Raw genomic sequence first — 24500 nt, forward strand, 5'->3', positions numbered from 1 at the left:
GTGGCAACCACCACCACGCACAAAACCCTGCGCGGTCCGCGTGGCGGCATGATCCTGACCAATGATGAAGATATCGCTAAAAAAGTGAATTCGGCGATCTTCCCCGGCATTCAGGGCGGCCCGCTGATGCATGTGATCGCAGCCAAGGCCGTGGCCTTCGGCGAGGCGCTGCAACCCGCGTTCAAGGACTACATCAAGCAGGTTGTGGTGAACGCACAGGCGCTGTCGGACCAGCTGATCAAGGGTGGTCTGGACACGGTGACCCACGGCACCGACACCCATGTGGTGCTGGTCGATCTGCGACCCAAGGGCGTGACCGGCAACATTGTCGACAAGGCTCTGGGCCGGGCGCATATCACCTGCAACAAGAACGGCGTGCCGTTTGATCCGGAAAAACCGACCATCACGTCGGGCATCCGTCTGGGCTCCCCCGCCGGCACCACCCGCGGCTTTGGCGAGATCGAATTCCGCCAGATCGCAGATTGGATCATCGAAGTCGTCGACGGTCTGGCCGCCAACGGCGAAGACGGCAATGGCGCGGTTGAAGCCAAGGTCAAAGCCGAGGTTGCAGAGCTTTGCGCTAAATTCCCGATCTATCCAAACCTGTAATCCACACAGGGATCACAAATCAGAACGGCGTCCAATGGGCGCCGTTTTTTTTGTTGGGAATGCAGTCAGATGTAACCGCGCCAGCGCAGAACAAACACGGCCAAAGCCGCCAGCGCCAGAAATCCCAAAGCAAGAGCCCCCAGAAAGTTCAGAAACCAGCCCCAGCGGCGATCGGCCAGGTTTATACCGCTCAGATGGGTCTGAACCTCTTCCGATGCCTTGGCCAGTTTCGGAGTGTCCAGCACCAACCGCAGTTTAGGGTGCGAGGCCATCTGCTCCGCACCGGCCAGCATCATGGCCTGCTTGTATACGCGGCGCGGCAATCGGCGCTTGGCCTTGCGGACAGAAGCCGTCAGCGTCTGGTCCTTTACACCCAGCTTTTCACGCAGCAATTGCACCGTCTGCGCGATCTGGCTTTGGATATCTGTGGTTTGCGACATGACGTGGCCTCCTGCCTGCGCAATCTAACCTCACCCCACAGGGGCGACAATGGGGGCTGGTCGTTTCAAACGCACGCAGGTATCAAACCAGAATGCTGAACACGATCATTCACGGTGAACCGACCTCAAACCCTCCTCTGCTGATCGCGCATGGGCTGTATGGATCAGCCCGAAACTGGGGGGTTATTGCGCGCCGACTATGTGACGAAAGGCAGGTCGTTGCAGTCGATATGCGTAACCACGCCTACAGCGAATGGACCAACGAGCACGGTTATCCCGATTTGGCCGACGATCTGGCCGAGGTGATCCTGCACCTTGGCGGCAAAGCGGATGTTGTCGGGCATTCTATGGGTGGTAAGGCCGCGATGATGCTGGCGCTGAGTCGCGGAGATTTGGTGCGCAAGCTGATTGTGGCGGACATTGCGCCTGTTACTTATACACACAGCCAAATCCAATTCATCGAAGCCATGCGAGCCGTGGATTTTTCAACGATTGAAAGACGCTCGGACGCCGAGGGACAGTTGGCGGCGCAAGGCGTCGAAAAAGCGTTGCAGAGCTTTTTCACGCAATCTCTGGACGTCAAGGGGAAGCGTTGGCTTCTGAACCTTGACACGCTGGCGGCCGAGATGCCCAAAATCATGGGCTTTCCGGAAACTGATGCATCCTGGGACGGCCCGGCCCTGTTTTTGTCCGGTGGCGATTCCGATTACGTCCTGCCCGAACATCGCAGCACCATCCGCGCGCATTTTCCCGCCGCACGATTTGCGAAAATCCCCGGCGCAGGCCATTGGCTGCACGCCGAGAAACCTCGTGAGTTTGAAGCCGCTGTCAGGACCTATCTGAACGCCTGATCAGGCTGCGTTCTGGTACAGTTTCTTCGCTACAAACCAAGACACTGGCAAGGCAGCCACACAGCCAGCTGCGGCTGCTGAAACGATTGCAACCGTAGACACCAATCCCGCGGACAGGACGGCAATAACGCCCGACCCGGCCAGAGCGGTTGCGATCAAAGTATAAAGGATAGAGGCAAGGCGTAGCATCGTCAGTTGTCCTTTTGTCAGAAGCCCGATTATCGCTTTAGACAACTGGTATGCTATACGCCTTGATCTGCGTCAGATTTCAATGGACAGAGGTCAGAAATCAGGTCACTTCGCCGCCACCGTTGACCCAGTCCGGCAACCCACCGATGTTGTAAACCTTTTCATACCCCATATCTCTCAACAGCTTGCCCGCCAGTGCCGCACGACCACCAGCCGCGCAATACAGCACGATTGCGCGGTCTTTGCGCAGCTCGGGGTCATGAGATTTCAGGGTGTCGTCAGCGCGGAATTCCAGCATACCGCGCGGGATATGATGCGCGCCTTGCGCACGGCCGGTTTGCTGCAGCTCTACCGCGTCGCGCACGTCCAGCAACAAAGCACCCTGCCCGATCAGTTCCTTTGCTTTGATTGTGTCAATCCGTTCAACGGCAGCGTTTGCTGCCTCCATCATCTGGCCTACAGTCAATGGCATAAAGCGTCCCCTCTGGTGAATCTCACCAGAGGCTAACACGCTGGCGCAGGAAAGAGCAGGCCGATAAGGCGATCAATGTTCGCGGAAGGCGCGAGACATGCTGTCGGTCACAGGTTTTGCGATATAGGCTGCAAAGGTGCGTTCCTCGGTCTGTATCATGATCTCAGCCGGCATTCCGGGTGTGGGAACAAATCCACGCACGCGGTCCATCTCATCGGGTTCCAGCGAGATGCGCGCCAGATAGACCTCTTGGATGACACCAGCCGAATCTTCGACCAGCGCGTCCGCCGAAACATAGAAAACCTCGCCGCTGAGTACTGGGGTGGTCCGCTGGTTCAGCCCCACAAGGCGTACCGTCGCCTGCTGACCGGTCACGACACTGTCGATTTCCGTCCGAGGAATCTGCGCCTCAATGATCAGGGGCGCATCCGAAGGCAGGATTTCCGCAATGGGTTCACCCGTTTCGATAACGCCACCAGCAGTGTGATAATGCAATCGCACCACCGTACCTGTGACCGGAGCGCGAACAACCGCACGGTCCAGAATGCTACGGGCCTGCCGGGACTTTTCGCGGACGCTTTCCAAATCAGCGGCAATCACGCCCAATTCGTCCAGAGCGGCCTCGCGATAGGCGGAACGTGTGCGAGATATCTGTTCTTCGTATTTCAGAATCATCTGGTTGATTTCGGCCGTTTCAGCCGTCAACCGCGCCTGTTGGCCCTCGGCCTCGGCCTGCACGCGACGGATCGTGTTGATGTCGCCCTTACGCACCAGCCCCTTTTCGAACAAGGCCTGTTTGGTTTCAAACTCTTCCTGCAGGATTTCCGAACGCCGGACCATGCTTTCCAACTGCGCCTCAAACCCGCTTGAACGAATTTTCAACGCTTCCATGTTGCGTTGCAGCAAAGCGATATCGTTCAGCAATGTCTTGCGAGAGACATCAAAGCTGATCTTTTGCCCGTCGAGGATAGCCATAACCTCGACATCGTCAGACGCCTCTATCAACTCCGGCGAAAACTCCAGCCGATCACGCTCATTATTTTCAGCCGACAAGCGTTCGGTCATGGCTTGCAGACGGGTCATGCGAATGAACAGTTCGCGTTCATTTGACTCGGCCGAGGTCTGATCAAGGGTCATAAGAACCTGCCCCTTGATAACGGACTGACCTTCGATGACTTTGATGTCGTCGATAATCCCCCCTTCAAGATGCTGTACGATCTTGTTCTGTCCTGTCGCAACAAAACTGCCCTGCGCGATCACCGCCGCAGCCAGTGGCGCACGGAAAGACCAGATGCCAAACCCGCCAAAGCAGACAACCAGCAAAACGATACCGATTACAACAAAGCGGTGGATCGTGCGCGGAACCTCGGCATACCAAACGGTTGGGTCCTTGGGATCGTTGTTTACGGGTACAAGTTCGTTCATGCCGGTCCCCCCTGCTGCGACTGAATGCCGGGTCTGTTCCCACGCGAGGAGTTCAGCTGTTGCAGCACCTGCTCACGGTGACCAAACAGCGCCACGCGACCATCGGTCAGCAGCATGATCTTGTCGACAACACTAAGCAGCGTCGGTTTCTGCGTGATCACCACGACGGTGATCTTGCTTTCCTTGGCCTGCGCAATCGCCCGCGACAGCGCTTGGTCACCGGCAACATCCAGGTTCGAGTTCGGTTCGTCCAGAACCACCATGCGCGGATTGCCAAAGAAAGCACGCGCCAGTGCGATACGCTGCTTTTGCCCGCCCGACAGCGGAGAGCCATCAGCCGCAACCACGGTTTCATATCCTTGCGGCAAAGTGGCGATCATGTTGTGCACATCAGCCAGAACAGCCGCGTCGTGGATTTGTTCATCTGTCGCATCGGCACGCATCCGGCCGATATTGTCCTTGATCGTACCGGGGAACAGTTGAACGTCCTGCGGCAGATACCCGATGCTCTCGCCAAACTGACGGGGGTCCCAGTTGCGGATGTCCATCAGATCCAGACGCACACTGCCGGATGTCGGCAGGATCGACCCAACCAGCGTTTTACCCAACGTGGTCTTGCCGGCGCCGGAATTGCCGATAACGGCCAGCGTTTCACCGGGGTTGAGCGAGAAGCTGATCCCATTCAGGACAACACGTTTGGTGCCGCCTGGGACGTAAAGCAAGCGTTCGACATCCATCCGCCCCTCGGGACGTGGCAGGCGCAGCTTTTCAAACTGAAGGGCTGAATTGGACAGAAGGTTTTTGATCCGACCAAACGCAGCCCGCGTCAGCAGGAATGAGTTCCAGCCTTCAATCGATCCTTCGATAGGCGCAAAGGCGCGCCCGGCGATGATCGAAGCGGCGATAACCATACCGCCTGTCATCTCGCCCTGCAGCGCCAGATACGCACCCCAGCCCAGAATGGCGATTTGTGTCAGCAAGCGCACAGCCCGCGAGATCGCCGCGAAAATCACGTTCCGGTCCTGCGCCCGCACCTGCCACGTCAGGGACTGAGCCGTGTCGCGGCCCCAGATGCGTACCGCCTCGGGAATCATCGCCAGAGCGTTGATGATCTGGCTGTTACGCGCCATCGAGTCGAGGTGCAGGTTCGCCATCGACTGGGATCTGTTCGCCTCGGCAAAGGGCTTGGCGGTCATTTTCTGGTTCACTATCGCGATAATCATCAGCAACAGCGCGGTGACGATGACGATTGATCCAAGCTGCGGATGGACCAGGAAAATCATCAGAATGAACAGCGGCGCAAAAGGTACATCAAGGAACGAAATCAACGTCCCTGACACCAGGAAGCCGCGCACCTGCTGAAGATCACCCAGCGTCTGGTATTCGCGCCCGTTGCCGTGCAGCGACGCATGTGCCGCTGCACTCAGAACGGGCGCGCCTAACCGTGCGGCCACCTCGACCGCTGTACGCATGAGAATAAAACGGCGCACCGCGTCGAAGGCCGCCTGAAAGATCACTGCCCCCGCAACAATTGCGGTCAGCATGATCAGCGTATCCAAAGACCGGCTGGTCAGCACCCGGTCGCTGATTTGAAACAGGTAAATCGGGATGGCAAGGATTAGAATGTTGGTTGCGCAGGTCAGAACCAGAACAAATGCGAGATTGCGCCAGATCGCCTTTAAAGAGACGCGCAGCGTATTTTGGAAATCCTCTGGCGGCGTGCGTTTGTGAAATGTCTGGGGTGGCCCATTGCCGTCACCTCCGCCCGTTTTTCGGAGTTGCATCGGCTCGTTCGCCTTAGCCTCGATAGTGGCACCTATGTGTTCACCGCCCTTCGAGCGCGTTTGGGGGGTCACCCGCGCTGTCGTTTCCGTGGCAGTGTCAGGATCGGGGCTTTGGGCTTCTTCGGCCACCCCAGCGTCGCGGCCCTGGGCATTCTGATCTTGAGCGGGCTGCGACTGTTCGCGCCGGGGGGAAGCCGCAGCACGAATTGGTGGTTCCGATCTGGGTTTGGTCGCCTGCTTTTTGGGCTTCACAGCTTTTGCGGCGACCGCATCATCCTTTTTCGCAGTCATCTTTGGACTGTCCTTTGGATCTGGCACACGCATTTCTTTGTTCAGGCGCAAACTTTGCGCCTCAGCTGTTTTTGGTTGGGGTCCATCGCTGCCATTTGGCTGCGCGGGAGTACCAACGCCCTCAATATCAAGCGGGCTGGCATCAGGAGAACGACGCGACGAAAAAACAATCGACATTTTAAAACTTTCGGAGCACTCGCAAAAAATACAGTCTTTACGCTAACACGGTTTGACTTAAACGGGTAGAAAATTCACGCCAACATGGTTTGCATCGCATCATCGGTGCTGGCAATTTCAGATGGCGTAAGGTTCGATTGTGCCTGTCCGATAGCGTTTTCGCCAATCGCTGCAGTCTCTTCCATAAGCACAGCAATGGCTTCATTGGCCAACTCAGAAGCGTCTGGCACTTCGGGTATGTCAAGCAACGAGGCCTGGTGCAACAGCAGTTCCGAATACTCGCCGCCCGCCGCCATAACCGTTGAGTCGACACCGACTTTGGTAACGTTGGCTGCATTTAACAGGGCATTGCCAGCCCCGTTGACCACCGCATCGACGGCAGCGGCAGCATCAACCGAAAGATCGTCCTGATCTTGCAACAATGTGACCTGTTCGACCGAATTGATCTGTACCAGATCGCCTTCGATCTTCAGTACGCGGATCAATTCCATTCCGGCATAATCGGGATTGGATGTTAGCGCGTCTTCAAACGCCTCGCGATCAACCTGCTGCAGCGGCATGGCTTCGGCATGGGCCATGTCCAGCTCTTCAACCGTGTCCTCGCCCGTCGTTGTCAGAGACGCCTGGTTCATGACCAGATTGTCGTCACCTTCTGCCGGCTTGCTACCGTTGCCATAGACGTCATCATCCAACAACGCGATAGTCTGGTGCAGCATATCGACCGAAATCATGTTCCCGCCGATCATGATCAAGTCATAGAAGTTACCCAACTGAACGATGTTTGTGACGTTGCTCAAAACGTTGTCGCCCAACGTGAACAAGCTGGTCGAAGCTGAGATTTCCGTGCTGATCTTGTCGATATCGGTGGCGTCAATCACCTGCTTGATAAAGTTCGTGACCCACAAGTCTCCTTGTATCCACGTGACCGAGACGATCGGATCCGCACCTGGTTCTGCAGCATCGTCGTCTTGCCACCACTGTTCGTTGGCTTCGGTCCCGATGTATGAGGCCTGAACTACATTCGTGTCGCTTTGCACACCGGGTTCACCCTGGTCGATGTCGGACACGACTGCCACCTGGCTGACAACCGTTAAGCTAACGGACTTACCACCCACTGCGATGACCGGCGCGTCGACCCAGGCTACTGTGATGGCAACCTCGTTGACCGCAAGGTTTCCGCCCGCAATGACCGTATGGCCCTCGCCGAACTCGTCGTCATCCGAGCGGTCCCATTCGGCCGGCAACATGTCCGGCGCATCATTTTCGTCCTCGTCTTCTTCAGTCTGATGATGTGCCGGAAGAAGATCGTTCCAATCCGGGATTTCCTCGACCACTTCGCCATTCACGATAACACCCAGCGCGTCTTCACCGTGGAACTGATGAATGGTCACGCCTTCGATTTGCGAAATCATCGGCGACTGCATCTGCTCGGCGAGACTTTCTAGGTATTCCAGTGACTTGTAGTCTTCAATATTCAGGGAAGGCGTAGCAATAGCGTGCATCGACAGAGCGACATCCAGCATCTGCTGGCCTTGTGCGATCTGGATTTCGACATCGCGGAAATCGCCATGTCCGACCACGTCGTTGTCGCTCATGACAATTGTCTGGAAGTTATAGGTCACGGCCGAGCCGATGATGAGCGGCGGGACCTGTGGGTCCAAAATCAATGTAGCTGTCTGGGCTTCACCAAACTGAGCATCAGGAATGTATGGGGCGGGTCCAAAAGCCGAACCGGAAAACATTTCGGACATCTCCACCGGCCCGTCGGGCATCGGCGGCAAAGGTAGGTCGGAAGGAGGCGGCAGAAGCATATAAGGGAGCGCATCATAGTCGCCCGGATCGAGTTTCAGATCTGCTTTGACCCGGATGGACATCGGGTCTTCGAGTTCGTCCAAGTCGTTCTTGCGCCGAAGCGCGGTAAATTCTTCGTACTGCTCCCGCAGGCGGGCTTGTTCAATGGTAAGCTGAAAGGTTCCAACAAAATGCGCAATCGTTTCTGTAATACTGTCGAGAGACATATCGGTTTCCTTTTCCCCGCCCCGGCCTAAAATTTCCGCTTTGGGTTTGTTGTGCCGAGGCCACTTGTCGCGGCCTCGGCAGTTTCATCAGATGGTCGGGGCCCGATAATTCGGGCCCTGACTGCGACTTATACGTCGTTGTCGTCGCTGTTGTGGGTCGCGGTCATCGAACCACCAACCATGGTCGTATCGACCGAGTTGCCAAGAACGTTGGCACCCATGACGATCGACTGGTTGAACGCCGATGTGTCGACTACGGCAGCTGCCGAAGCGTAGGACTCGCCGTTGACGATTCCGTCGCCCTGGTTGCCCGTGCCCCAGGATCCAGCGTTGCCGCCGGTTCCGCCAGCACCCGAGTATGCACCCGAAGCAGCGCCACCATCGACGTCAGCACCGTAGGTTTCACCACCGTTAGCCGTGCCTGCTGCACTGCCAGAGGTTCCACCGTATCCGGCACCGGCACCGCCGCCGCCACCGACACCTGATTGTGCTGCACCAGTGGCGCTGCCCATTCCGGTCGAGGTTGCGTCGTTGTCGGACATCGCGTCGCCGCCATACCCGGCAATGGCCTCTGCCATGCTGTCAGCCGAACCATCAGTGTCAGCCTCCGAGAAGACGTCGGACATTCCACCGTCGCCGGCAGTGTTCACCGCATCTGCAGAACCGGCACCAGTGCCCGAGGACATCGCGTCCTGCTGGACAGCACCGCCGCCGCCACCGACACCGTCAGCGGTCGCAGTACCGGTACCATTGGACTGTGCCCAACCATCGACATCGTTGGTTCCACCGTCACCGGCATTGTTTTCCGCACTCTGGTTGTTGTCGGCTTCACCGTTGGCGTCGCCTGGCGATTGCGTAACGACCGGACCTTTGGCGTCCTGATCACCTACGCCCTGAGCATCGGCTTGCGAGTCAGCTTCACCGCCGTCTGCACCAGCATCGCCTCCGGCACCACCGACACCAGCTGCGCCTGTGCCGTCGCCACCGTCGCCGTTGCCGCCGTCAGCTGCACCGCCGACACCTGTAGCACCGGCACCGCCGACACCAGTACCACCGGTACCCGTACCGCCTGGGCCGTTGCCACCATGGGCATCGCCGCCAACGCCAGTAGCACCGTCACCACCGTCGCCGTCGCCGCCATCACCACCAGGGCCGTTGCCGCCGTCACCAGCACCACCAACACCAGGGTTGCCACCGTTGGTGTCACCACCGCCGTTGCTTGCGCCAGCTGCGCCATTGTTCTGACCAATCAGGCCGTTTTGCTGGTTCAGAGCTGCAAGCGCACCGTCGACTTGACCGGATGTTCCTCCAGTACCGTCGCCGCCGTCACCGTCGCCGCCGTCACCGTCGCCGCCTTCGTCGCCGTCGCCGCCGTCGCCGTCGCCGCCATCGCCTTCACCGGCAGTTACTTCACCAGCGTCGCCGTCGCCACCTGGGCCGTTGCCGCCGTCACCGTCGCCGCCGTTGCCGCCGTCACCGTTGCCGCTGTCGGCATCACCGCCGTCACCGCCCTCGCCGTCGCCGTCACCGCCGTCGCCGTCACCGCCGTCAGCGTCACCACCGTCAGCATCTGCATCTGCTTCCGAACCTGCACCCGCAAGGCCAAGACCGATGTTACCACCAGATGTGGAGTCACCGTTTTCGGCTTCGGTTTCGCTTTCGTTCAAAGCACCGCCAAGGTTGCCAGCCAGACCGCTTCCGCCGTTTGCGTCATCGGCTTCCGATTCATTGTCAGCTTCGGAATCGACTTCAGTGTCGGCTTCAGAGTCATTGTCTCCGCCTTCCGATTCTCCGTCGTTGCTGGCCCCGGAGAGGCCCAGTCCAACACCAAGTCCAATCGAACCAGCGTTGCCACCGTCGCCACCATCGCTTTCGATGTCGACTTCGGTTTCGCTTTCATTTTCGGCATCCGATTCAGCGTCTGCGTCGCCACCTTCACCGCCGGTGCTGTCACCATCCGCATCTGCTGCAGAATGTCCGACTCCCAGACCGAAGTTCAGTGCGTCACCGGAGTCACCACCGTTGCCGCCATCGCCGTCACCGTCGGCATCACCGCTATGACCACCAAAGGCCGCTGTGTGCCCGCCGTAGGTTTCGCCATAAGCGTCACCCGCAGTGGTCTCGCCACCATCGCCAGAGTTTCCGCCATCAGCACCTGCGCTGATGCCGTCGCCAGAAGATGCGTCGCCGCCTTTGGCATCGCCCATCTGCTTGAAGGTACCGTCGTTGTTCACTTCGGCGTTTTCAAGAGTATCGTCATCGCTCAGGTTGGCATACTGGCTGTTGATCGCCGACATTGCAGTGGTCGTACCGCTCATGTCGATGTCCAAGTTCAGATCATCGCCGGGATCATAGTCAATGTCGCCACCAGCGGTGATCACATCACCAAATTCTGAACCGTTAGCGTCGATGTCAACGACATCATCATCGCTCGGCATACCTTCTTCGCCGAAATCGATGTGAACCCAATTTGAGTTGTCATTTTCATTGTCACCGTTGGTCTGACCTTGACCCTGGTGCTGGCCTTGATCCTGGCCTTGGCCCTGTTCCTGGTCTTGACCCTGACCTTGCTCATTTTCGACCTTCGTCTTCTGAGCTTGCTCTTGATCCTGACCTTGACCCTGTTCGTTGTCGACTTTGGTCTTCTGTTCGGTGTTTTCAAGTTCGATGTCAGCTTCTTCTACATCGACATCGGCATAAATCGGAACATAGACATCGCCGGTGTTAATTTCTTCGACGTCTACAACGTTATTATGATTTTGATTACGTCCACGTGACATATTATTTTCCACTTATAAAGCGCACGGGCCATCATTCATCTACAAAACGGCTACTGGCGCGGTTGAAACTAGGAAAAACACTCAGGCGCAAAACGCGCATGTGTGCGGTCTCGTTCAGTGAAGTATCTCCCACCCTCCTTTCTCGGCTTAGCCGACTTCGTGTCTGCGGTTATGACTCGCGGAAATGCGCGATTCGCCGACACATCAGGAATTAAGACTTCAAAATAGAAGCAGACTCATGGTTACAGGCCGAGGGCGAACTGCATAGCTACCCTAAAGCACTAGAACGCTCAGTGCCTTGTTTTCATTGCTCTAAAACTATGGTTGGTAAAAATGCCCGCTTTGTCCGCCTGCGTGACAAGATTGAAACCAGCAGTTTAGGAAAGCCAACGATTTCTTCTACTTAAGCGGGAAGTGGTATAGGTAACCTAGCCGAAAGTATTAGAACTGTTTTTTGTAAACCTGCCATCAGCGTTGATGAAACTTGTACTTTCCGCTATAGTGCAGCTCTATACAGTAAATCACTTCAAATTCTGCACTACGAGTACTGGTTACAATTTCGCCGCATTTTTCGCGGTGTGGGTTAATTAAGGGGGGAATAATGGGCATTCCGTTTCAGGATAGTGCTATTCCAAACAATTCTAATCCCGAAGACTTCTCGATCAATTTCGTCGGCAAAGAACTCTTCTATTCAGACCAAACGATCCATGGTGTTCAAACCGAATTTGGCGTGGTCACGCGCCGGATCGAAACAATTGACGTGCTGCCTGCGCCAAGCCGCTTGGACGTTGGAGCAGGAAAGGTGGTCGTCGTCGACCAGATGATGCTGGACGATCTGTTGAACCGACCGCAGACCTATATGGAAATCGCGGGATCAGGCAGCTTGGCCTTTGCTTATCGCAAGGAAGAAGCTGCCCGGCTCGCATTCGAAAAGTGGGATCGCGGCAAATTCGGCGACATCGGATATCTGCCGATGAACGTCGCGCCGGATGTATGGCGGTCTATTTTACGCCTGCTGTTACATGAAGAGCTGTACCTGCCGTGTTTTCTTGCGGATTGCGTGGCGCATGCACCGACGTCGTCAAACCGCGCGCCGGTAGCGACATCAAGACCCAGCGGTCTCCACCCGACATACTCAAAGCTGACGCGCCGGGAAAAGCAGGTGCTCAAACTGGTGTCAAAAGGTCAAAGCAACAAGATCATCGCATCGAACCTGGGTATCACCGAACACACGGTCAAACTTCATATGCACAACGTGGCGGGCAAGATCGGTGTCAGTAACCGGACCGCAGCTGCGCAGTTTTATTTCGAGGTTGCGCCGGACGAAACGCGAGAGCTGCCCGTTGACTGACGATTTCGAAGCCCGGTTTGACCGCCTGATCCTGCTAGTCGGAAAGTTGAACTACATGTGGACCAACACGGAAAGCCTGTTGATTCACCTGATCGCCGGGTTGACCCGCACCAACAAGGATATCTCGGTCATCATCTTTCTGACGCTGAACACGACCCGCGCCAGAATTGATCTGGTCGAGCGGCTGGCCAAGATGGAAGGCCGTCCGCCAGACATTCGTGACCCAATCCTTAAGCACACGCAGCGTCTCAGCAAGCTTTCGGGAATTCGGAACAGATACAACCATTGCATCTATTCCTTCGATCCCGACAGCGGCAATCCGAAGACAATCCTGATGCGCATTGCGGACCGGAAGACGGACATCAAACTGGGCCGTCAGGATACGGTTGATGAGGGTGCGATGAAAGAAATCGAAAAGGTGGTCGACCAGCTTTCTGTGGCGAATCGGGATTTGTGGAAACTGATTAACGATCTTGGGTTCCCGGCTTAGAAATGCGCTGGTGCGGGCGGTGGGACTCGAACCCACACGGGCGTACGCCCTTCAGATTTTAAGTCTGATATGTCTACCATTCCATCACGCCCGCTCAGCGTGCCAAGCCTCTGTTGGGCCTCAGGAACTCAGTAAGGCCAACAGATCACGAATTCAATGCGTTTCACTTGAGAAACTTAGGCGTCAAAACGTCCGGGTATCCCCTTCATTACCCATGCCGTTCCATCACCGCGATGCATCAATCACTTTCTCTTGGGTTGCATGACTCTTGCTTAACCTCCACTTGGAGTTAGGCTACGCTGCAAAGCAGAAAAGCAATTGAGTTACATCGTGAGCACTGAGCAAAAATCCTTTGATGATCGTATCGCGCAGATAAATAAACGCACAAAAGAAACGGCAAGTAGGAATCCCAAACCCAATACTGATAACATATGGAAACGCCTCGCCTATCCAGGCGCGTTCATTGGGGCTTTTGTGCTTGGCTCCATGGTGGTTTTCCTGACCCGTTTTATTCAGTTTCAAATGGTAGGTGTGCCGGAAGCTGGCAAAGTAAACACACAGGATTTTATCGGTATCGCGATGGCCAGTATGGCGGGTATGGTCATTTCGATGTTTCTCAGGGACAAGCAAAAAGAGTTCGCAAGCGCCAGTACAGTTGGCGTCTTGTTAACTACTTTCACGTTCCACAATCTGGTTTGGGCCTATCCCGTTCAATTCGAACGGATGTATAGTGAGGACTGGGTTGAGTTCATGCAAAAGATTACCGAGCCCTCCAGCCTTTACGTCTTTGGCATCACTATCGGCTTAACCTGAACATCAAGCGCCGATAAGGTCGCCATTTTTTTGGCGAACTGCTCCTGCAGGAACTCAAAGCTAAATACATTTACTTTGATGTCGCGAGTCCATCGTTATCTTGGGAGGTTTGGTGAACCCGGAAAACCTAAGTACCGAGGGTTGACGGATCGATGCTAACTTCTGTGGCTAAGCGTGTCGCGCCATTCGAAGTGGAATTTTGTTTCACAGTATCAACCGCCAACAAGAAACTAGGGCATTCGCGCTGACGGCGCCCCAGTCCGAATGGGACAGATTCAATCTGTTCACACGGTGGTTCCGGCAAGCTATAGAGATTTAGTGGTGCCCCCACACGGACTCGAACCGCGGACCTACTGATTACAAATCAGTTGCTCTACCAGCTGAGCTATAGGGGCGCTGGGTGTCGATTACTTTCTCTTTTAACGGACTGCAAGCCTCAATTTTCATCCAAACTTAGGGATTTTGGATTTTCGTTGTGATGCGACCGATCACCTTTAAGTGGGGGCTGTGGATTTGACTGTCCCTGGCACAGCCTGTAACTCGACAGGCAGGTTCAGGAATGCAAGGACAAGAACCAAACATGCAGGTTGCAATCCACGCAGGCGCGGCTTTTACCGATGAGGGGCGACTGCTCAGGTCGTTGCAAGCCAATGGGGACGTACTGGCTCGAAATGGTGCGACTTTATTTGGTCCTCGTCGTTACCGGCAAGTGTTCAAACCCGCATTTCAGGCCTTGAATACGCGCCCTCCATTACCGGATGAGATTGAAAGTATGCGGGGCAATCTTCCTATCCACCCAGAGGCAAAGCGCGCCATTTTCACCAGCGCCGAATTCATTGGCGAGAAAAACCTGGTTCTTGCCGGTGGGCAATTCTATCCTTCCGCGGGCAAACGCTTATCTGTTCTGGAAGAGTCCTTTAGCGATTGTCAGTTGGAATTGTATCTGGCGCTCAGGAACCCCGGTAGTTTTATCCCAAAACACCTGATGTCATTACCGGAACAGGCGCGCGAGGACGTGATCCGCAACAATGATCTAAGTCACCTCAGCTGGGTTGAGATGATCGAAGATGTTCGCGACTTTGCCCCCGCAGTGCAGATCACCCTGTGGTGCAATGAGGACATCCCGCTGCTGTGGGGGGACGTTGTACGCAGCGTCGGCGGGCTTGCTGCGGACGCCACGATCAAAGATGAGTATGACCTGCTGATCTCTTTGCTGACTGAAGAAGGTCAGTCACAAGCGCAGGCGATTCTGGACCAGGTTTCGACTCTTTCACAGGCTGAAACCCGAGACGTTCTTGCAGACATTCTGGCAAACCATGCTCAGCCGGACAAAATGGAAGAAGAACTGGACCTGCCCGGCTGGAGCGATGAGATCATCGACGCATTTTCCGAACTGTACGAGCAGGATCTGACCAAGTTGGAAACGATGGCCGGGGTGAAGGTCCTGAAACCCTAACCCCAGGCCCGGCTCACATGCCCAACGCTTCCTTATACATTTCAAGTACCGCCTCTTCTTCGGCGATATCGTCCTTGTCGCGTTTGCGCAGCGCGATGACCTTGCGCATCACTTTTGTGTCGTAACCGCGGGCTTTGGCTTCGGCCATGACCTCTTTCTGCTGCTCCGCCAGGTCCTTTTTTTCGGCATCCAGGCGTTCGATCCGTTCTACGAACTGACGCAGCTCGCCCGCTGTTACACGGTAGTTGGCGGCGGCCTGATCCTCGGTCACGTCTTCCATATTCATCTCTCCAAAAGGCTGCGATCTGATGCATTAGCAACGGCAGTTAGCCGGATACATTGCCGCTGCGTGGGCTGCAAGCATCCAATCCTCGATGGGCTTGTGCGCGGTCGGTCGATCCGCTAAGCGCAAACAGGATTTGCGGAAAAATGTGGGGAACCATGTTCGAATTCATCACCTGGGGCGGTGCCGCCCTGTCACTTGCAGGCCTACTGGGTCTGGTTTGGTGTATCCTGCGTGTGATGAAAGCGCGCAAATCCGGCCTGTCGGACGATGAATTGCGCGCCGCTGTTCAAAGCGTTCTGCCGTGGAATCTGGCTTCGCTTTTTCTTTCTGTGATTGGCCTGATGCTGGTGATCCTGGGAATCTCGTTCAGCTAATGCTTCGCCTCAGACCGGCATATTGTCGAACTGCGCCTCTATGGCATCTTCGCACAAAGCCGCATCCAGGTGACGCAGGCGCGATGGCACGTGCATGCCTTCCTGACGCATCCGATCAATCACTTTGGTTACACTGGGCTGAAGCGCAAGCCGGGTCTCAAAACAGGCATTCTGCAGCTTTTGCTCCAGGTGTTCGGCTTCGGAATACAAACTTTTTGCAGACATTTTATTCCTCCCAATTTCTATCACTGTCGCCGATATAGGTAACGGATTTAAGACCTGGTTATCGTGGCGAACAAACGCGCGGAAAACTGCCTGTCGCCCACCCGGTATCGGCAACCTAAGGCAGAATGATTAAATTCTAATCGGATTTGGATTAACTTGCCTTGACACGCATCAAATCAAAGAATGCCGGTTGCATCATATTCTGAAAAACATATATGATAAACTGCGCGCTGACGGAGAGCCAGATGACACCAATTGTGAAAGCGTTTTTCGACCCTGAAACCAATACGGTCTCATACCTTGTGCAGGAACTCGAAGGGACGGCCTGCGCAATCGTCGACAGCGTTCTGGACTTCGATCACGCCTCGGGCCGAACGAAGACCGACTCGGCGGATCAGATCGTCGCTTATGTTCGCGACAATGAGCTAAGGGTCGAGTGGATTCTGGAAAGCCATGTGCATGCCGACCACCTTTCGGCGGCACCCTATCTGCAACAGGAACTGGGCGGAAAGATCGGTATCGGTGAACAGATCGTTACGATCCAGGAAACCTTCGGGAAAATCTTCAATGAAGGGACTGAGTTTCAGCGCGACGGCAGTCAGTTCGATGCTTTGTTCCGCGATGGCGACAGCTTCCATGTTGGGCAGATGCGTGGCGATGTTTTCCACACGCCCGGCCATACGCCCGCCTGCATGACATATGTGATCGGAGACGCGGCATTTGTCGGTGACACGCTGTTCATGCCGGATTTCGGCACCGCGCGATGCGATTTTCCCGGTGGGTCTTCGGAAATGCTGTTCGAGTCGATCCAGAAGATCCTGGCCCTGCCGGATGAGACGCGCATCTTTGTTGGCCATGACTACAAAGCTCCGGGGCGTGATGAATTTGCCTGGGAGACCACTGTCGGAGAGCAAAAAGCCCTGAACGTCCATATCGGACAAGGCAAATCAATCGAGGAATTTGTCGAGATGCGTGATGCCCGCGATGCGACCCTGCCCATGCCGCGCCTGATCCTGCCGTCCCTGCAGGTCAATATGCGGGCCGGACAGATGCCGCCTGCGGACGAACAGGGCGACGTATTCCTGAAGGTGCCGATCAACAAGTTGTGACGCAGACCCATCAGGCGAACTGAGGATAACGAATGTACATTGAATGGATTTGGGGGCTTGCCGGTGGCCTGCTGATCGGCCTGGGCGCCGCAGTCTACCTTCTGGGCAATGGGCGCATTATGGGCGCCAGTGGGATTCTAGGCGGGCTGGTTGATGGCAGTGACCGCACGTTAGAACGCCTAAGCTTCATTGCAGGCGTCATCGCGACACCGCTTGTTTTGAGCCCCCTGCTCTCTTCTGCGCCCATGACACATCTGACCGACAATTTCGCAGTGATCGTCATCGCCGGCCTTTTGGTTGGCGCAGGAACGCGCATTGCCAATGGATGCACCTCGGGGCACGGGGTATGTGGTATTTCTCGATTCTCCGTCAGGGGCATCATCGCGACGTTGATCTATATCGGCGCAGGTGGGGCAACAATTGCCCTGATGCGCCATGTATGGGGGCTGATTTGATGCGGGTTCTCATATCGATGCTGGCCGGATCTCTGTTTGGTGCCGGCCTTTTGATTTCGGGCATGACCGATACCACCAAGGTTCAAGGGTGGCTGGATGTGTTTGGAAACTGGGATCCCACCCTGGCATTTGTGATGGGCGGCGCGATCCTGCCGATGCTCATCGCGTGGAGAATGACGGCCCACCGCAGGCCGCTGACCGGTGGTCAGTTTCCTAAGATGAGCCCGCCCGAGTTGGACCGTCGCCTGATTATCGGTTCCGTGATGTTTGGCATGGGCTGGGGCTTGTCCGGGCTTTGTCCTGGACCTGCAATTGCGTCCATAACCTATGGCGGCCTTGGCGGCCTCGTGTTTCTGGCTGCGATGATCACAGGAATGTTTGCGGCGCCCGGGCTTGGTGCACAACTGGACAGATCCGCAAACGCGGCCTAAGCAATTGCCATGGAGATTCGACCAATAACCCCCCGCTATGCCGTCTCGCCCCAAATCACGGTCGAGGACGTCCCAGCCATCGCCGCAGCAGGTTTCGTTAAGGTCATCTGCAACCGTCCCAATACGGAAGTTCCACCAACCATGCAGTCGGATGCAATCGGACAGGCCGTCCGGGCAGCCGGGATGGAATATGAGGTTCTGGAACTGACCCACCAGACCATGACACCCGGCAATGTTGCCCTGCAACGAGAATTGGCTGAAAGCTGCTCTGGCCCCGTTTTGGCCTATTGCGCATCGGGCACCCGCTGCTCTGTGGTTTGGGCTTTGGGTCAGTGCGACCACATGAGCGCGGATGAGATCCTCGAGGCCACAACCAAAGCCGGTTATATGCTGGACAACCTGCGCCCCGCGCTTGAGCATATGCGCGGTTCTGACGGCTAAGGACCTATGGCAATCAGGTTAGGTTGGGTCAGCAATGTCGTCCAATCCCGTCAGACCTGCCAGTTGCGAAATTTCGGCCGCCATCTGATCCGGGCTGCCAAAGCCTAGATCGCCCTCCAATTCGTTCAATGCCACTGCATCTATCGGCACGATTTCATGTGTGGGATCGATTGGCATCGGATCTTTCAGAGCCTCCGGCCCTGGCGCGCTGCTTCGCGCTTCCAGAAACTCGGGCATTTCAGCTTGCTCCAATGCCACAGCCGAAGCACATTCGTTCAACCGTACTGCGCGCATTCCTCCGCATTGTCCCAAACGTCCAATTGCAGCCCGCGTTCGACCAATTGTCAGGATTTCCGCACGATCCAGCCGTGATCCGGTCAACGGAAGGACATCCCCAACTGACAGCCCGGACAGGGTTGCCAATGGCACTGACATCCTACCGATCACCGTATTCAATTCGGCCCGGACAACCCCCGACGCTTGCTCAAGCTTCGGGCCGGCAGCAACTTGATTTTCATCATCGGCCCCCTGCTCTGACGGTGTATCGGGCAACAGGACTGTGATCTGCCCCTGTCGTAGCCCGCCGCCAAGTTCTACCGTCAGGTCAAACACGCGATATGCGTCTTCGACCATAGCCAGCGACAATGAACGCAGATCCGCCATCCGCGCCCGGAATTCATAATCGGCAAGACTGGATTGATCGGCGGCTGTATCGACCAGTGCGACGGCCCTGGTCAAAGCGTCTTCGACCAGCGGCGCCACCATTGCTGCATCCGTATCTGTGTACTCCCGTGCTGTTGGCGGGTTCGGCATAACTTCACCAATTGTCTGCACTTGGACGATCGCTGACACGACCCCCATATCCACGCAAATCGCAGCGGACATCCCGTCCGCGTTGCCCAGGCGCAGCAGCATCCAGTCCGCATCAATCACCTCAGCCAGCGTGTCCTGAGCTTTGAGAGACTGCCTTGCACCGATCACCGATAGCGGCAGCTGGAACTGATCCCCTGCCGTTCGCGCAAAGGCCAGTCGAAGGGCACGAAGAACGGAACGCGGCTTTTCACCTTGCTCTTCTTGTCCCGCTGAAAGTTTGCGCGCCAAAGCTGTGCTGACAGACTGCGTCATGCCCGATACCGATTTGAGTTTCTGAACCTGGTATCCGGTCTAACCCGAGGCGGGTTACCAATGTCTTTATGCTCGTATTATTGCGCAGCTTGCCGGTGCGCCAGCGGAAGGCGGACGCGAAAGGCCGCACCGCCCTGGCCGGGAAGATAACTGATCTCGCCGCCCAGACGCTGCATGATCTCGCGACAGATCGCCAACCCCAAACCAGCGCCACCCGCCTTGTCCCCACCGACACGGGCAAACTTTTCGAACACCATCGACTGCGCTTCGGGTGGGATGCCACTGCCGTTATCGGTGAAATCAATAACGACCTGCCCTCCGACATCATGGGCCGAGATGGTCAGAACGGGTTCATCCGCGTCGCAGTATTTCTGCGCGTTCGAAATCAGATTGATAAAGACCTGCCCCAACCGATCAAGATCCGTGTTCAGCGGAATACGCTCGGACGGTCGCGAGCGGCGAATCCTGAGTTTTGGATGCGACCCCGCCAATGAGCTTGAGACCGCCCGATCCAAGACCGAACCAAGGGTATCCCCACCCATATTCAGGCTCACACGACCGCTTTCCAGAACGCTCAGGTCCAGCAAATCGTCCAGTAGGCGCGTCAGCCGCAGGGCCTCATCATGGATGATCGCGGCATAGCGCGTTTGCTCTTCGGCACTCAGACCATCCGTATCGCGCATGATCTCGGAAAAGGCCCGGATTGAGGTCATCGGCGTCCGCAATTCATGGCTGACCTGACTGAGGAACCCGTCTTTTTGTTCCGAGATCTGTGTCAGTTTGGTATTCGCTTCTCGCAGTTGGCGCGCGGTTCGGCTGAGCTCGGCAGATTTGGCCTCAAGCTGGCTGGAATATTCCAACAGTTCCGCCGACTCGTCAGCCACCGCTAGCAAGTCTTCAACCGAAACGGACGATCCACCGACAATCTGCCCGATCATCGCATGGGCCGTGGCCGCGCCGACCGAGCCGCTGAGTTCACGTTCCAGTCTTTCCAAAAACCCCGGCGTGGGTTCCGGCAGGCTTGTCCGTCCACCCTGTGCTTCGGCCTCGTGCTGAAAGAACTCCTGCGCCGGGCCAGAGCCCAGAATGCGCTGTGTCATGATCATCAGGTCTTCGCTTTGCGCAACCGACCCGGTCCAACCAGCAGGTGAGACCGAGTGGTCAAAAACATTGACGAACTGCGCGCCCTGAAGACGCTCCAACGGGCTGGGAAAGCTCAACAATGACGCGGCGCAGAACGCAGCCGTATTCAATGCCAACGACCACATGACCGAGTGGACCATGGGGTCCATTCCTTCGATCCCGAAAAGGGCCCTTGGGCGCAGCCAGCCCCACCCGAAGGGACCGTTCTGCAACACCGAGTCGGGCATTATTGCCCCGCCCATCCCCGGTAGTAACAATGTGTAAATCCACAGCACAAAACCAACCGTCAGCCCCACCAACGCCCCGGTTCGCGTGGCCCCGCGCCAGAACAACCCTCCTACCAGCGCTGGCAGGATCTGGGAAATGCCCGCGAAGGCCACCAGCCCGATCGACGCCAGTGCAGCCCCACCGCCCGACAAGCGGTAGTAATAGTAACCCAGCGCCATGATGACCGCGATGGACACGCGCCGCGCCATCAGCACCACGTTGCGCACATCACCCGAGACCGAACCCGCCCCCCCTTGCGTGCTTAGCCAGATCGGCATGACCAGATGGTTCGACACCATGGTCGACAACGCCATTGCCGTCACGATGACCATAGACGTGGCCGAGGAAAACCCGCCGATAAACGACAGCATCGCCAGCCAGTCGTTCCCCTGCGACAAGGGCACCGTCAGCACGAACAGGTCAGGGTTCGAGCCTTCGGGCATCAAATCCAGCCCCACGACGGCGATGGGCACGACAAACAGGCTCATCAACAGCAGATATAACGGGAAAGCCCAAGCAGCGGTTCTCAGATGCCCCTCATCCGCATTTTCAACGACCATCACCTGAAACATCCGCGGTAAACAGATGAAAGCGGCAGCCGAGAGGAAGATGAAGGTCGTCCAACGTCCGGCATCCACATTCCATTGCCCGATTTCTGAGGCATCGATGCGATCCATCATCGGGCCGATCCCACCCGCAACCCCCCAAACCACGAAGACACCAACCGCAAGCAAGGCGAACAGTTTGACGACCGATTCCAACGCAATGGCGGTGACCACGCCGTGGTGACGCTCATTCGCGTCCAGATTTCGAGTGCCAAATAGGATAGCAAATACCGCCAGGCCCGCAGCTACCCAAAACACACTGGAACCTTCTCGGTAGAGGCCCGAGGGATCAGCCTCTGCAAAGATGGAAAAAGACAGTGTAATGGATTGCAGCTGCAACGCGATGTACGGCGTTCCACCCAAAACGGCCAGAATGGTCACGCAAATGGCCAGCGTGTTGGATTTTCCGTATCGCGAGGAAATCAAGTCTGCGATGGAGGTTACCCGCTGGGTGCGTCCGACCCGCACGAGCTTGCGCAGCCCCCACCACCAGCTGAGCATCACCAGCGTCGGGCCAAGATAGATGGTGACAAATTCCAACCCGGACCGCGCAGCATTTCCGACCGCGCCATAAAAGGTCCAAGCCGTGCAATAAATCGACAGCGACAATGTATAGATCAGCGGAGACCGCAACCACGCCCCTCGGCCAGCGGCCGCCATCCGGTCAGCGGCAAAAGCCACCGCGAACAACAGAACGACATAGCCGAGGCAAACCAGGATCAGAACGTTTAGTGTGGCCATCAATCCGACTCTGCCTCGGCATCGTCACTTACAACCATTCGTCTGGCTGCAAATCCAAAGATCAGACTGATTATGATCAGCAAAGCCCAGCACGCGAAGATATACAGAATTGCTGAAGACAGCGGCACACCATCATCAGATGAGCCTTGGCTTGGCCAGAGCAGCGGAATGGCAACAAGAGCCGCCCCCAGAATGGGCAAAAGACGCGCGGCATCCATCAACCTGCGGCGGCGATAACTTTGACGCTCGAGAAATAGCGAAGGCCGGACCCCTTGGGGTTTGCGATCTTCGCCCGAGTTCATGACCGCGTTGCCTGCGCGTGCAGGTCTCGCACCGCTGTCAGCACTTCGGCGTTGGAAAACGGTTTGGTCATAAAGCGGCTGACCCCGGCATTTTCAGCCATTTCCCGGTCGCGCGATTGCCCGCGCGCTGTCAGCATCAAAACGGGCAAATGCTGCATGCCCTCAAGCTCGCGCAGGTTGCGCAAAATCTCCATCCCGCTTTTGCCGGGCAGCATAACGTCCAGAATGACCAGATCAGGGTTTGCGCCCTGAATGACTTCTATCGCATCCGACCCTTCTGCGTGCGTTTCAACCTGCCATCCCTCGCGGGTCAGCAAAAATCGAATGGCCTCAGCGATGTTGGGCTCATCCTCAATTAACAGAACCTTACGGCTCATATGTTCCATTCCTCCCCATGACAGGTTCTGTCCGTGAACCTGTCGGCGTCAGCTTAAGCCTTCTGTCAGGAAACTGTCAAAAACCTTCGCTCAAAATCGACGGCTCTCGGCGCGATGCACAGGCGTCATTCGGGCAAACCCGGCAGCTTGGGCCGACCCGGGTCACGGATTGCGCGCTCGGAGCCCCCTCTTCCACCGCTCGGACAAGCATGACTGAATGATAGGCCGGCGCATCGTCATATCCTGAAACCGCCTGCGGCCACGCGTAGGCATAGCAGTCGAACTCGGCCGCCGTTCGCCCCAATTGCACAACACGTTTGCGGATCGGAACCAATGGTCTGTTCAGCGCCTGAAAGATGGGCCAAAACGGGCAGGCTTCGCCAAAGCGTGGCATGGCGAAACCCGGCACGGATTTACTGAACAAGATACTACCGGACGCGTCACAGACCACCAACCCGGTCGGCCGCCCCAGATATCCTTCGGGCAATGTCGCCAGCCGCCGCAGGACTGTCGGGATATCTACTAAAAACCGTGCCGCCAGAGCCAGCGGATCAGGCTCGGTCTCGGTGAGAGCCTTCTGCACGTCGTCCAGAGGCATGGCTCTGACATCTGCGGCGTAGGTATCCAGATATCCCTTGGTCACAGTCCGCGCTGCCGCCGATTCAATCGCGCTCAGGTCAATGTCCGCACCGCTTCCGCCTGCTTCGATCTGCGGGAAATGGTGGCTGTTGGCCTGAAAAAAAGCCTCGGCATCCTCCGAGGGTACACCGCGACGGTCATCGGCCGCCTCAGAATCATCCAAGTATGCCACCAGAGACTTGGAACTGTCGGCCAACCGTTCGGCATCCTGGTGCAGGTTGCGGTGAAACCGATCGCGCCACTCGGGCTCGATTTCCTGCGTGTCGGCCAGAATCGCTGCCGTTGAACGAATGGCAGCGGCCGTGGACAGCACCTCGTGCATCGACGCGGCAAGATGTGGATCATGCGTCAACCGATCGGACAGGGTTTCAACCGTGCGCTCAAGCGAGACGACCCGACGATGCATCTGCGCCAGAACTCCGGCCCATCCGGGAAACCGGCCTGCGAACTCTTCCAGCGCGTCCACTTCGGCCTGCTGTCCGACCGCATCTGCAGCAGCCTCGCGCAGCGCTGAAATCAGCGTAGCCTCAATCCCTTGAGTGAGTAGCGAAGGCTCAACAGACAGGGCATTGGCGATGTCCACCAGCAGCTTGCCCCCGATCCGGCGACGATTGTGTTCGATCAGATTCAAGTAAGACGCCGAGATGCCGACCTGCCGCGCAAGCTCGGCCTGCCGCAAACCTGAGATTTGGCGTCGCTCGCGAATGCGGCTACCCGTCAGCGTGTCGCGCATGTTCCATCACCCAATTCGATCCATTCTTTTCAAAACTCCCATTAAATTTCTAATGCTTAAAGGCTAATTTTCATAGCCCATTTACAGCATTCACAACTGTG

25 protein-coding genes and 2 tRNA genes are annotated in these 24500 nt (G+C 56.6%); 11 read left to right on the forward strand and 16 right to left on the reverse strand.

Annotation, left to right across the window (positions count from 1 at the left end):
- On the forward strand, nucleotides 1-609 hold a 609-nt coding region (locus tag AC2FLJ_RS18510), incomplete at its 5' end, for a PLP-dependent aminotransferase family protein (protein WP_496706124.1).
- Nucleotides 610-674: 65 nt separating this feature from the next.
- On the opposite strand, the gene AC2FLJ_RS18515 is transcribed toward AC2FLJ_RS18510, so the two are convergent.
- The gene (locus AC2FLJ_RS18515) at nucleotides 675-1049 is read right to left on the reverse strand and encodes a hypothetical protein (RefSeq protein WP_496707093.1); all 375 of its coding nucleotides are present in this window, start codon (nucleotides 1047-1049) and stop codon (nucleotides 675-677) included.
- Between the two features lie 92 nt (nucleotides 1050-1141).
- On the opposite strand from AC2FLJ_RS18515, the gene AC2FLJ_RS18520 reads away from it, so the two are divergent.
- Entirely contained in the window at nucleotides 1142-1900 is a 759-nt protein-coding gene (locus AC2FLJ_RS18520; protein ID WP_496707094.1) for an alpha/beta fold hydrolase, read from the forward strand.
- Here AC2FLJ_RS18520 and AC2FLJ_RS18525 read toward each other — a convergent pair whose 3' ends face one another.
- From AC2FLJ_RS18525 to AC2FLJ_RS18550, 6 genes are all read right to left on the reverse strand, one after another.
- Nucleotides 1901-2089: a hypothetical protein gene (locus AC2FLJ_RS18525; protein WP_282119956.1), complete on the reverse strand. Its 189-nt coding sequence runs from the start codon at nucleotides 2087-2089 to the stop codon at nucleotides 1901-1903. It lies immediately after the preceding gene.
- A 100-nt stretch (nucleotides 2090-2189) separates the two neighbouring features.
- Nucleotides 2190-2561 carry a rhodanese-like domain-containing protein gene (locus tag AC2FLJ_RS18530; protein ID WP_282169177.1) on the reverse strand — a complete coding sequence of 124 codons (372 nt, stop codon included), beginning with the start codon at nucleotides 2559-2561 and terminating at the stop codon, nucleotides 2190-2192.
- 72 nt (nucleotides 2562-2633) lie between these two features.
- Nucleotides 2634-3986 (reverse strand): HlyD family type I secretion periplasmic adaptor subunit, encoded by a 1353-nt coding sequence (locus AC2FLJ_RS18535; RefSeq protein WP_282119958.1) that lies wholly within the window; start codon nucleotides 3984-3986, stop codon nucleotides 2634-2636.
- Nucleotides 3983-6061, reverse strand: coding sequence for a type I secretion system permease/ATPase (locus tag AC2FLJ_RS18540; protein ID WP_496699760.1), 2079 nt, complete (start codon nucleotides 6059-6061; stop codon nucleotides 3983-3985). The genes AC2FLJ_RS18535 and AC2FLJ_RS18540 overlap by 4 nt, the downstream gene beginning before the upstream one ends.
- Before the next feature lie 251 nt (nucleotides 6062-6312).
- The gene (locus AC2FLJ_RS18545) at nucleotides 6313-8256 is read right to left on the reverse strand and encodes a type I secretion protein (protein ID WP_496699761.1); all 1944 of its coding nucleotides are present in this window, start codon (nucleotides 8254-8256) and stop codon (nucleotides 6313-6315) included.
- Between the two features lie 128 nt (nucleotides 8257-8384).
- A complete protein-coding gene (locus tag AC2FLJ_RS18550; RefSeq protein WP_496699762.1) occupies nucleotides 8385-11036 on the reverse strand; it encodes a hypothetical protein in 2652 nt (883 codons plus the stop codon).
- Between the two features lie 601 nt (nucleotides 11037-11637).
- On the opposite strand from AC2FLJ_RS18550, the gene AC2FLJ_RS18555 reads away from it, so the two are divergent.
- Both AC2FLJ_RS18555 and AC2FLJ_RS18560 read left to right on the forward strand, forming a co-directional pair.
- Nucleotides 11638-12387 carry a helix-turn-helix transcriptional regulator gene (locus AC2FLJ_RS18555; RefSeq protein ID WP_496707096.1) on the forward strand — a complete coding sequence of 250 codons (750 nt, stop codon included), beginning with the start codon at nucleotides 11638-11640 and terminating at the stop codon, nucleotides 12385-12387.
- A complete protein-coding gene (locus tag AC2FLJ_RS18560) occupies nucleotides 12380-12877 on the forward strand; it encodes a hypothetical protein (RefSeq protein ID WP_058272340.1) in 498 nt (165 codons plus the stop codon). The genes AC2FLJ_RS18555 and AC2FLJ_RS18560 overlap by 8 nt, the downstream gene beginning before the upstream one ends.
- An 8-nt stretch (nucleotides 12878-12885) precedes the next feature.
- On the opposite strand, the gene AC2FLJ_RS18565 is transcribed toward AC2FLJ_RS18560, so the two are convergent.
- Nucleotides 12886-12971: transfer RNA gene (locus AC2FLJ_RS18565), tRNA-Leu, on the reverse strand.
- Between the two features lie 236 nt (nucleotides 12972-13207).
- On the opposite strand from AC2FLJ_RS18565, the gene AC2FLJ_RS18570 reads away from it, so the two are divergent.
- Nucleotides 13208-13690 carry a hypothetical protein gene (locus tag AC2FLJ_RS18570; RefSeq protein WP_282119964.1) on the forward strand — a complete coding sequence of 161 codons (483 nt, stop codon included), beginning with the start codon at nucleotides 13208-13210 and terminating at the stop codon, nucleotides 13688-13690.
- 319 nt (nucleotides 13691-14009) lie between these two features.
- On the opposite strand, the gene AC2FLJ_RS18575 is transcribed toward AC2FLJ_RS18570, so the two are convergent.
- Nucleotides 14010-14085, reverse strand: a tRNA-Thr gene (locus AC2FLJ_RS18575).
- 185 nt (nucleotides 14086-14270) lie between these two features.
- On the opposite strand from AC2FLJ_RS18575, the gene AC2FLJ_RS18580 reads away from it, so the two are divergent.
- Nucleotides 14271-15146: a hypothetical protein gene (locus AC2FLJ_RS18580; protein ID WP_496707098.1), complete on the forward strand. Its 876-nt coding sequence runs from the start codon at nucleotides 14271-14273 to the stop codon at nucleotides 15144-15146.
- Between the two features lie 13 nt (nucleotides 15147-15159).
- On the opposite strand, the gene AC2FLJ_RS18585 is transcribed toward AC2FLJ_RS18580, so the two are convergent.
- On the reverse strand, nucleotides 15160-15426 hold the full coding sequence (locus tag AC2FLJ_RS18585; RefSeq protein ID WP_058272185.1) for a DUF2312 domain-containing protein: 267 nt from the start codon (nucleotides 15424-15426) through the stop codon (nucleotides 15160-15162).
- A 161-nt stretch (nucleotides 15427-15587) separates the two neighbouring features.
- Between AC2FLJ_RS18585 and AC2FLJ_RS18590 the strand changes: the two genes are divergently transcribed.
- Nucleotides 15588-15806, forward strand: a complete 219-nt coding sequence (locus AC2FLJ_RS18590; protein WP_170417849.1) for a hypothetical protein — start codon at nucleotides 15588-15590, stop codon at nucleotides 15804-15806.
- 9 nt (nucleotides 15807-15815) lie between these two features.
- On the opposite strand, the gene AC2FLJ_RS18595 is transcribed toward AC2FLJ_RS18590, so the two are convergent.
- The gene (locus AC2FLJ_RS18595; protein WP_058277021.1) at nucleotides 15816-16031 is read right to left on the reverse strand and encodes a hypothetical protein; all 216 of its coding nucleotides are present in this window, start codon (nucleotides 16029-16031) and stop codon (nucleotides 15816-15818) included.
- A gap of 245 nt (nucleotides 16032-16276) precedes the next feature.
- Between AC2FLJ_RS18595 and AC2FLJ_RS18600 the strand changes: the two genes are divergently transcribed.
- Genes AC2FLJ_RS18600 through AC2FLJ_RS18615 form a run of 4 tightly spaced genes read left to right on the forward strand, consistent with a single transcriptional unit; the run spans nucleotide 16277 to nucleotide 18467 of the window.
- Nucleotides 16277-17140, forward strand: coding sequence for an MBL fold metallo-hydrolase (locus tag AC2FLJ_RS18600; RefSeq protein ID WP_496707100.1), 864 nt, complete (start codon nucleotides 16277-16279; stop codon nucleotides 17138-17140).
- A gap of 32 nt (nucleotides 17141-17172) precedes the next feature.
- Nucleotides 17173-17595: a YeeE/YedE family protein gene (locus tag AC2FLJ_RS18605; protein WP_058272188.1), complete on the forward strand. Its 423-nt coding sequence runs from the start codon at nucleotides 17173-17175 to the stop codon at nucleotides 17593-17595.
- Nucleotides 17595-18026: a DUF6691 family protein gene (locus AC2FLJ_RS18610; protein WP_496707102.1), complete on the forward strand. Its 432-nt coding sequence runs from the start codon at nucleotides 17595-17597 to the stop codon at nucleotides 18024-18026. Before AC2FLJ_RS18605 ends, AC2FLJ_RS18610 begins: the two co-directional genes overlap by 1 nt.
- Nucleotides 18027-18035: 9 nt before the next feature.
- Nucleotides 18036-18467, forward strand: coding sequence for a protein tyrosine phosphatase family protein (locus tag AC2FLJ_RS18615; RefSeq protein ID WP_108861797.1), 432 nt, complete (start codon nucleotides 18036-18038; stop codon nucleotides 18465-18467).
- A gap of 18 nt (nucleotides 18468-18485) precedes the next feature.
- Here the strand turns inward: AC2FLJ_RS18615 and AC2FLJ_RS18620 are convergent, their stop codons facing one another.
- The 5 genes from AC2FLJ_RS18620 to AC2FLJ_RS18640 form a co-directional block, all read right to left on the reverse strand.
- Nucleotides 18486-19592, reverse strand: coding sequence for a FliM/FliN family flagellar motor C-terminal domain-containing protein (locus tag AC2FLJ_RS18620; protein WP_496707104.1), 1107 nt, complete (start codon nucleotides 19590-19592; stop codon nucleotides 18486-18488).
- Nucleotides 19593-19669: 77 nt separating this feature from the next.
- Entirely contained in the window at nucleotides 19670-22348 is a 2679-nt protein-coding gene (locus AC2FLJ_RS18625; protein WP_496707106.1) for an ATP-binding protein, read from the reverse strand.
- Nucleotides 22348-22650, reverse strand: a complete 303-nt coding sequence (locus AC2FLJ_RS18630; RefSeq protein ID WP_496707108.1) for a hypothetical protein — start codon at nucleotides 22648-22650, stop codon at nucleotides 22348-22350. The genes AC2FLJ_RS18625 and AC2FLJ_RS18630 overlap by 1 nt, the downstream gene beginning before the upstream one ends.
- Entirely contained in the window at nucleotides 22647-23027 is a 381-nt protein-coding gene (locus AC2FLJ_RS18635) for a response regulator transcription factor (RefSeq protein ID WP_058272302.1), read from the reverse strand. Before AC2FLJ_RS18635 ends, AC2FLJ_RS18630 begins: the two co-directional genes overlap by 4 nt.
- A 76-nt stretch (nucleotides 23028-23103) precedes the next feature.
- Nucleotides 23104-24399 (reverse strand): helix-turn-helix domain-containing protein, encoded by a 1296-nt coding sequence (locus tag AC2FLJ_RS18640; protein ID WP_496707110.1) that lies wholly within the window; start codon nucleotides 24397-24399, stop codon nucleotides 23104-23106.
- Nucleotides 24400-24500: the final 101 nt, after the last annotated feature.

The sequence above is a fragment of the Ruegeria sp. CDSA034 genome (genome assembly GCF_059612275.1).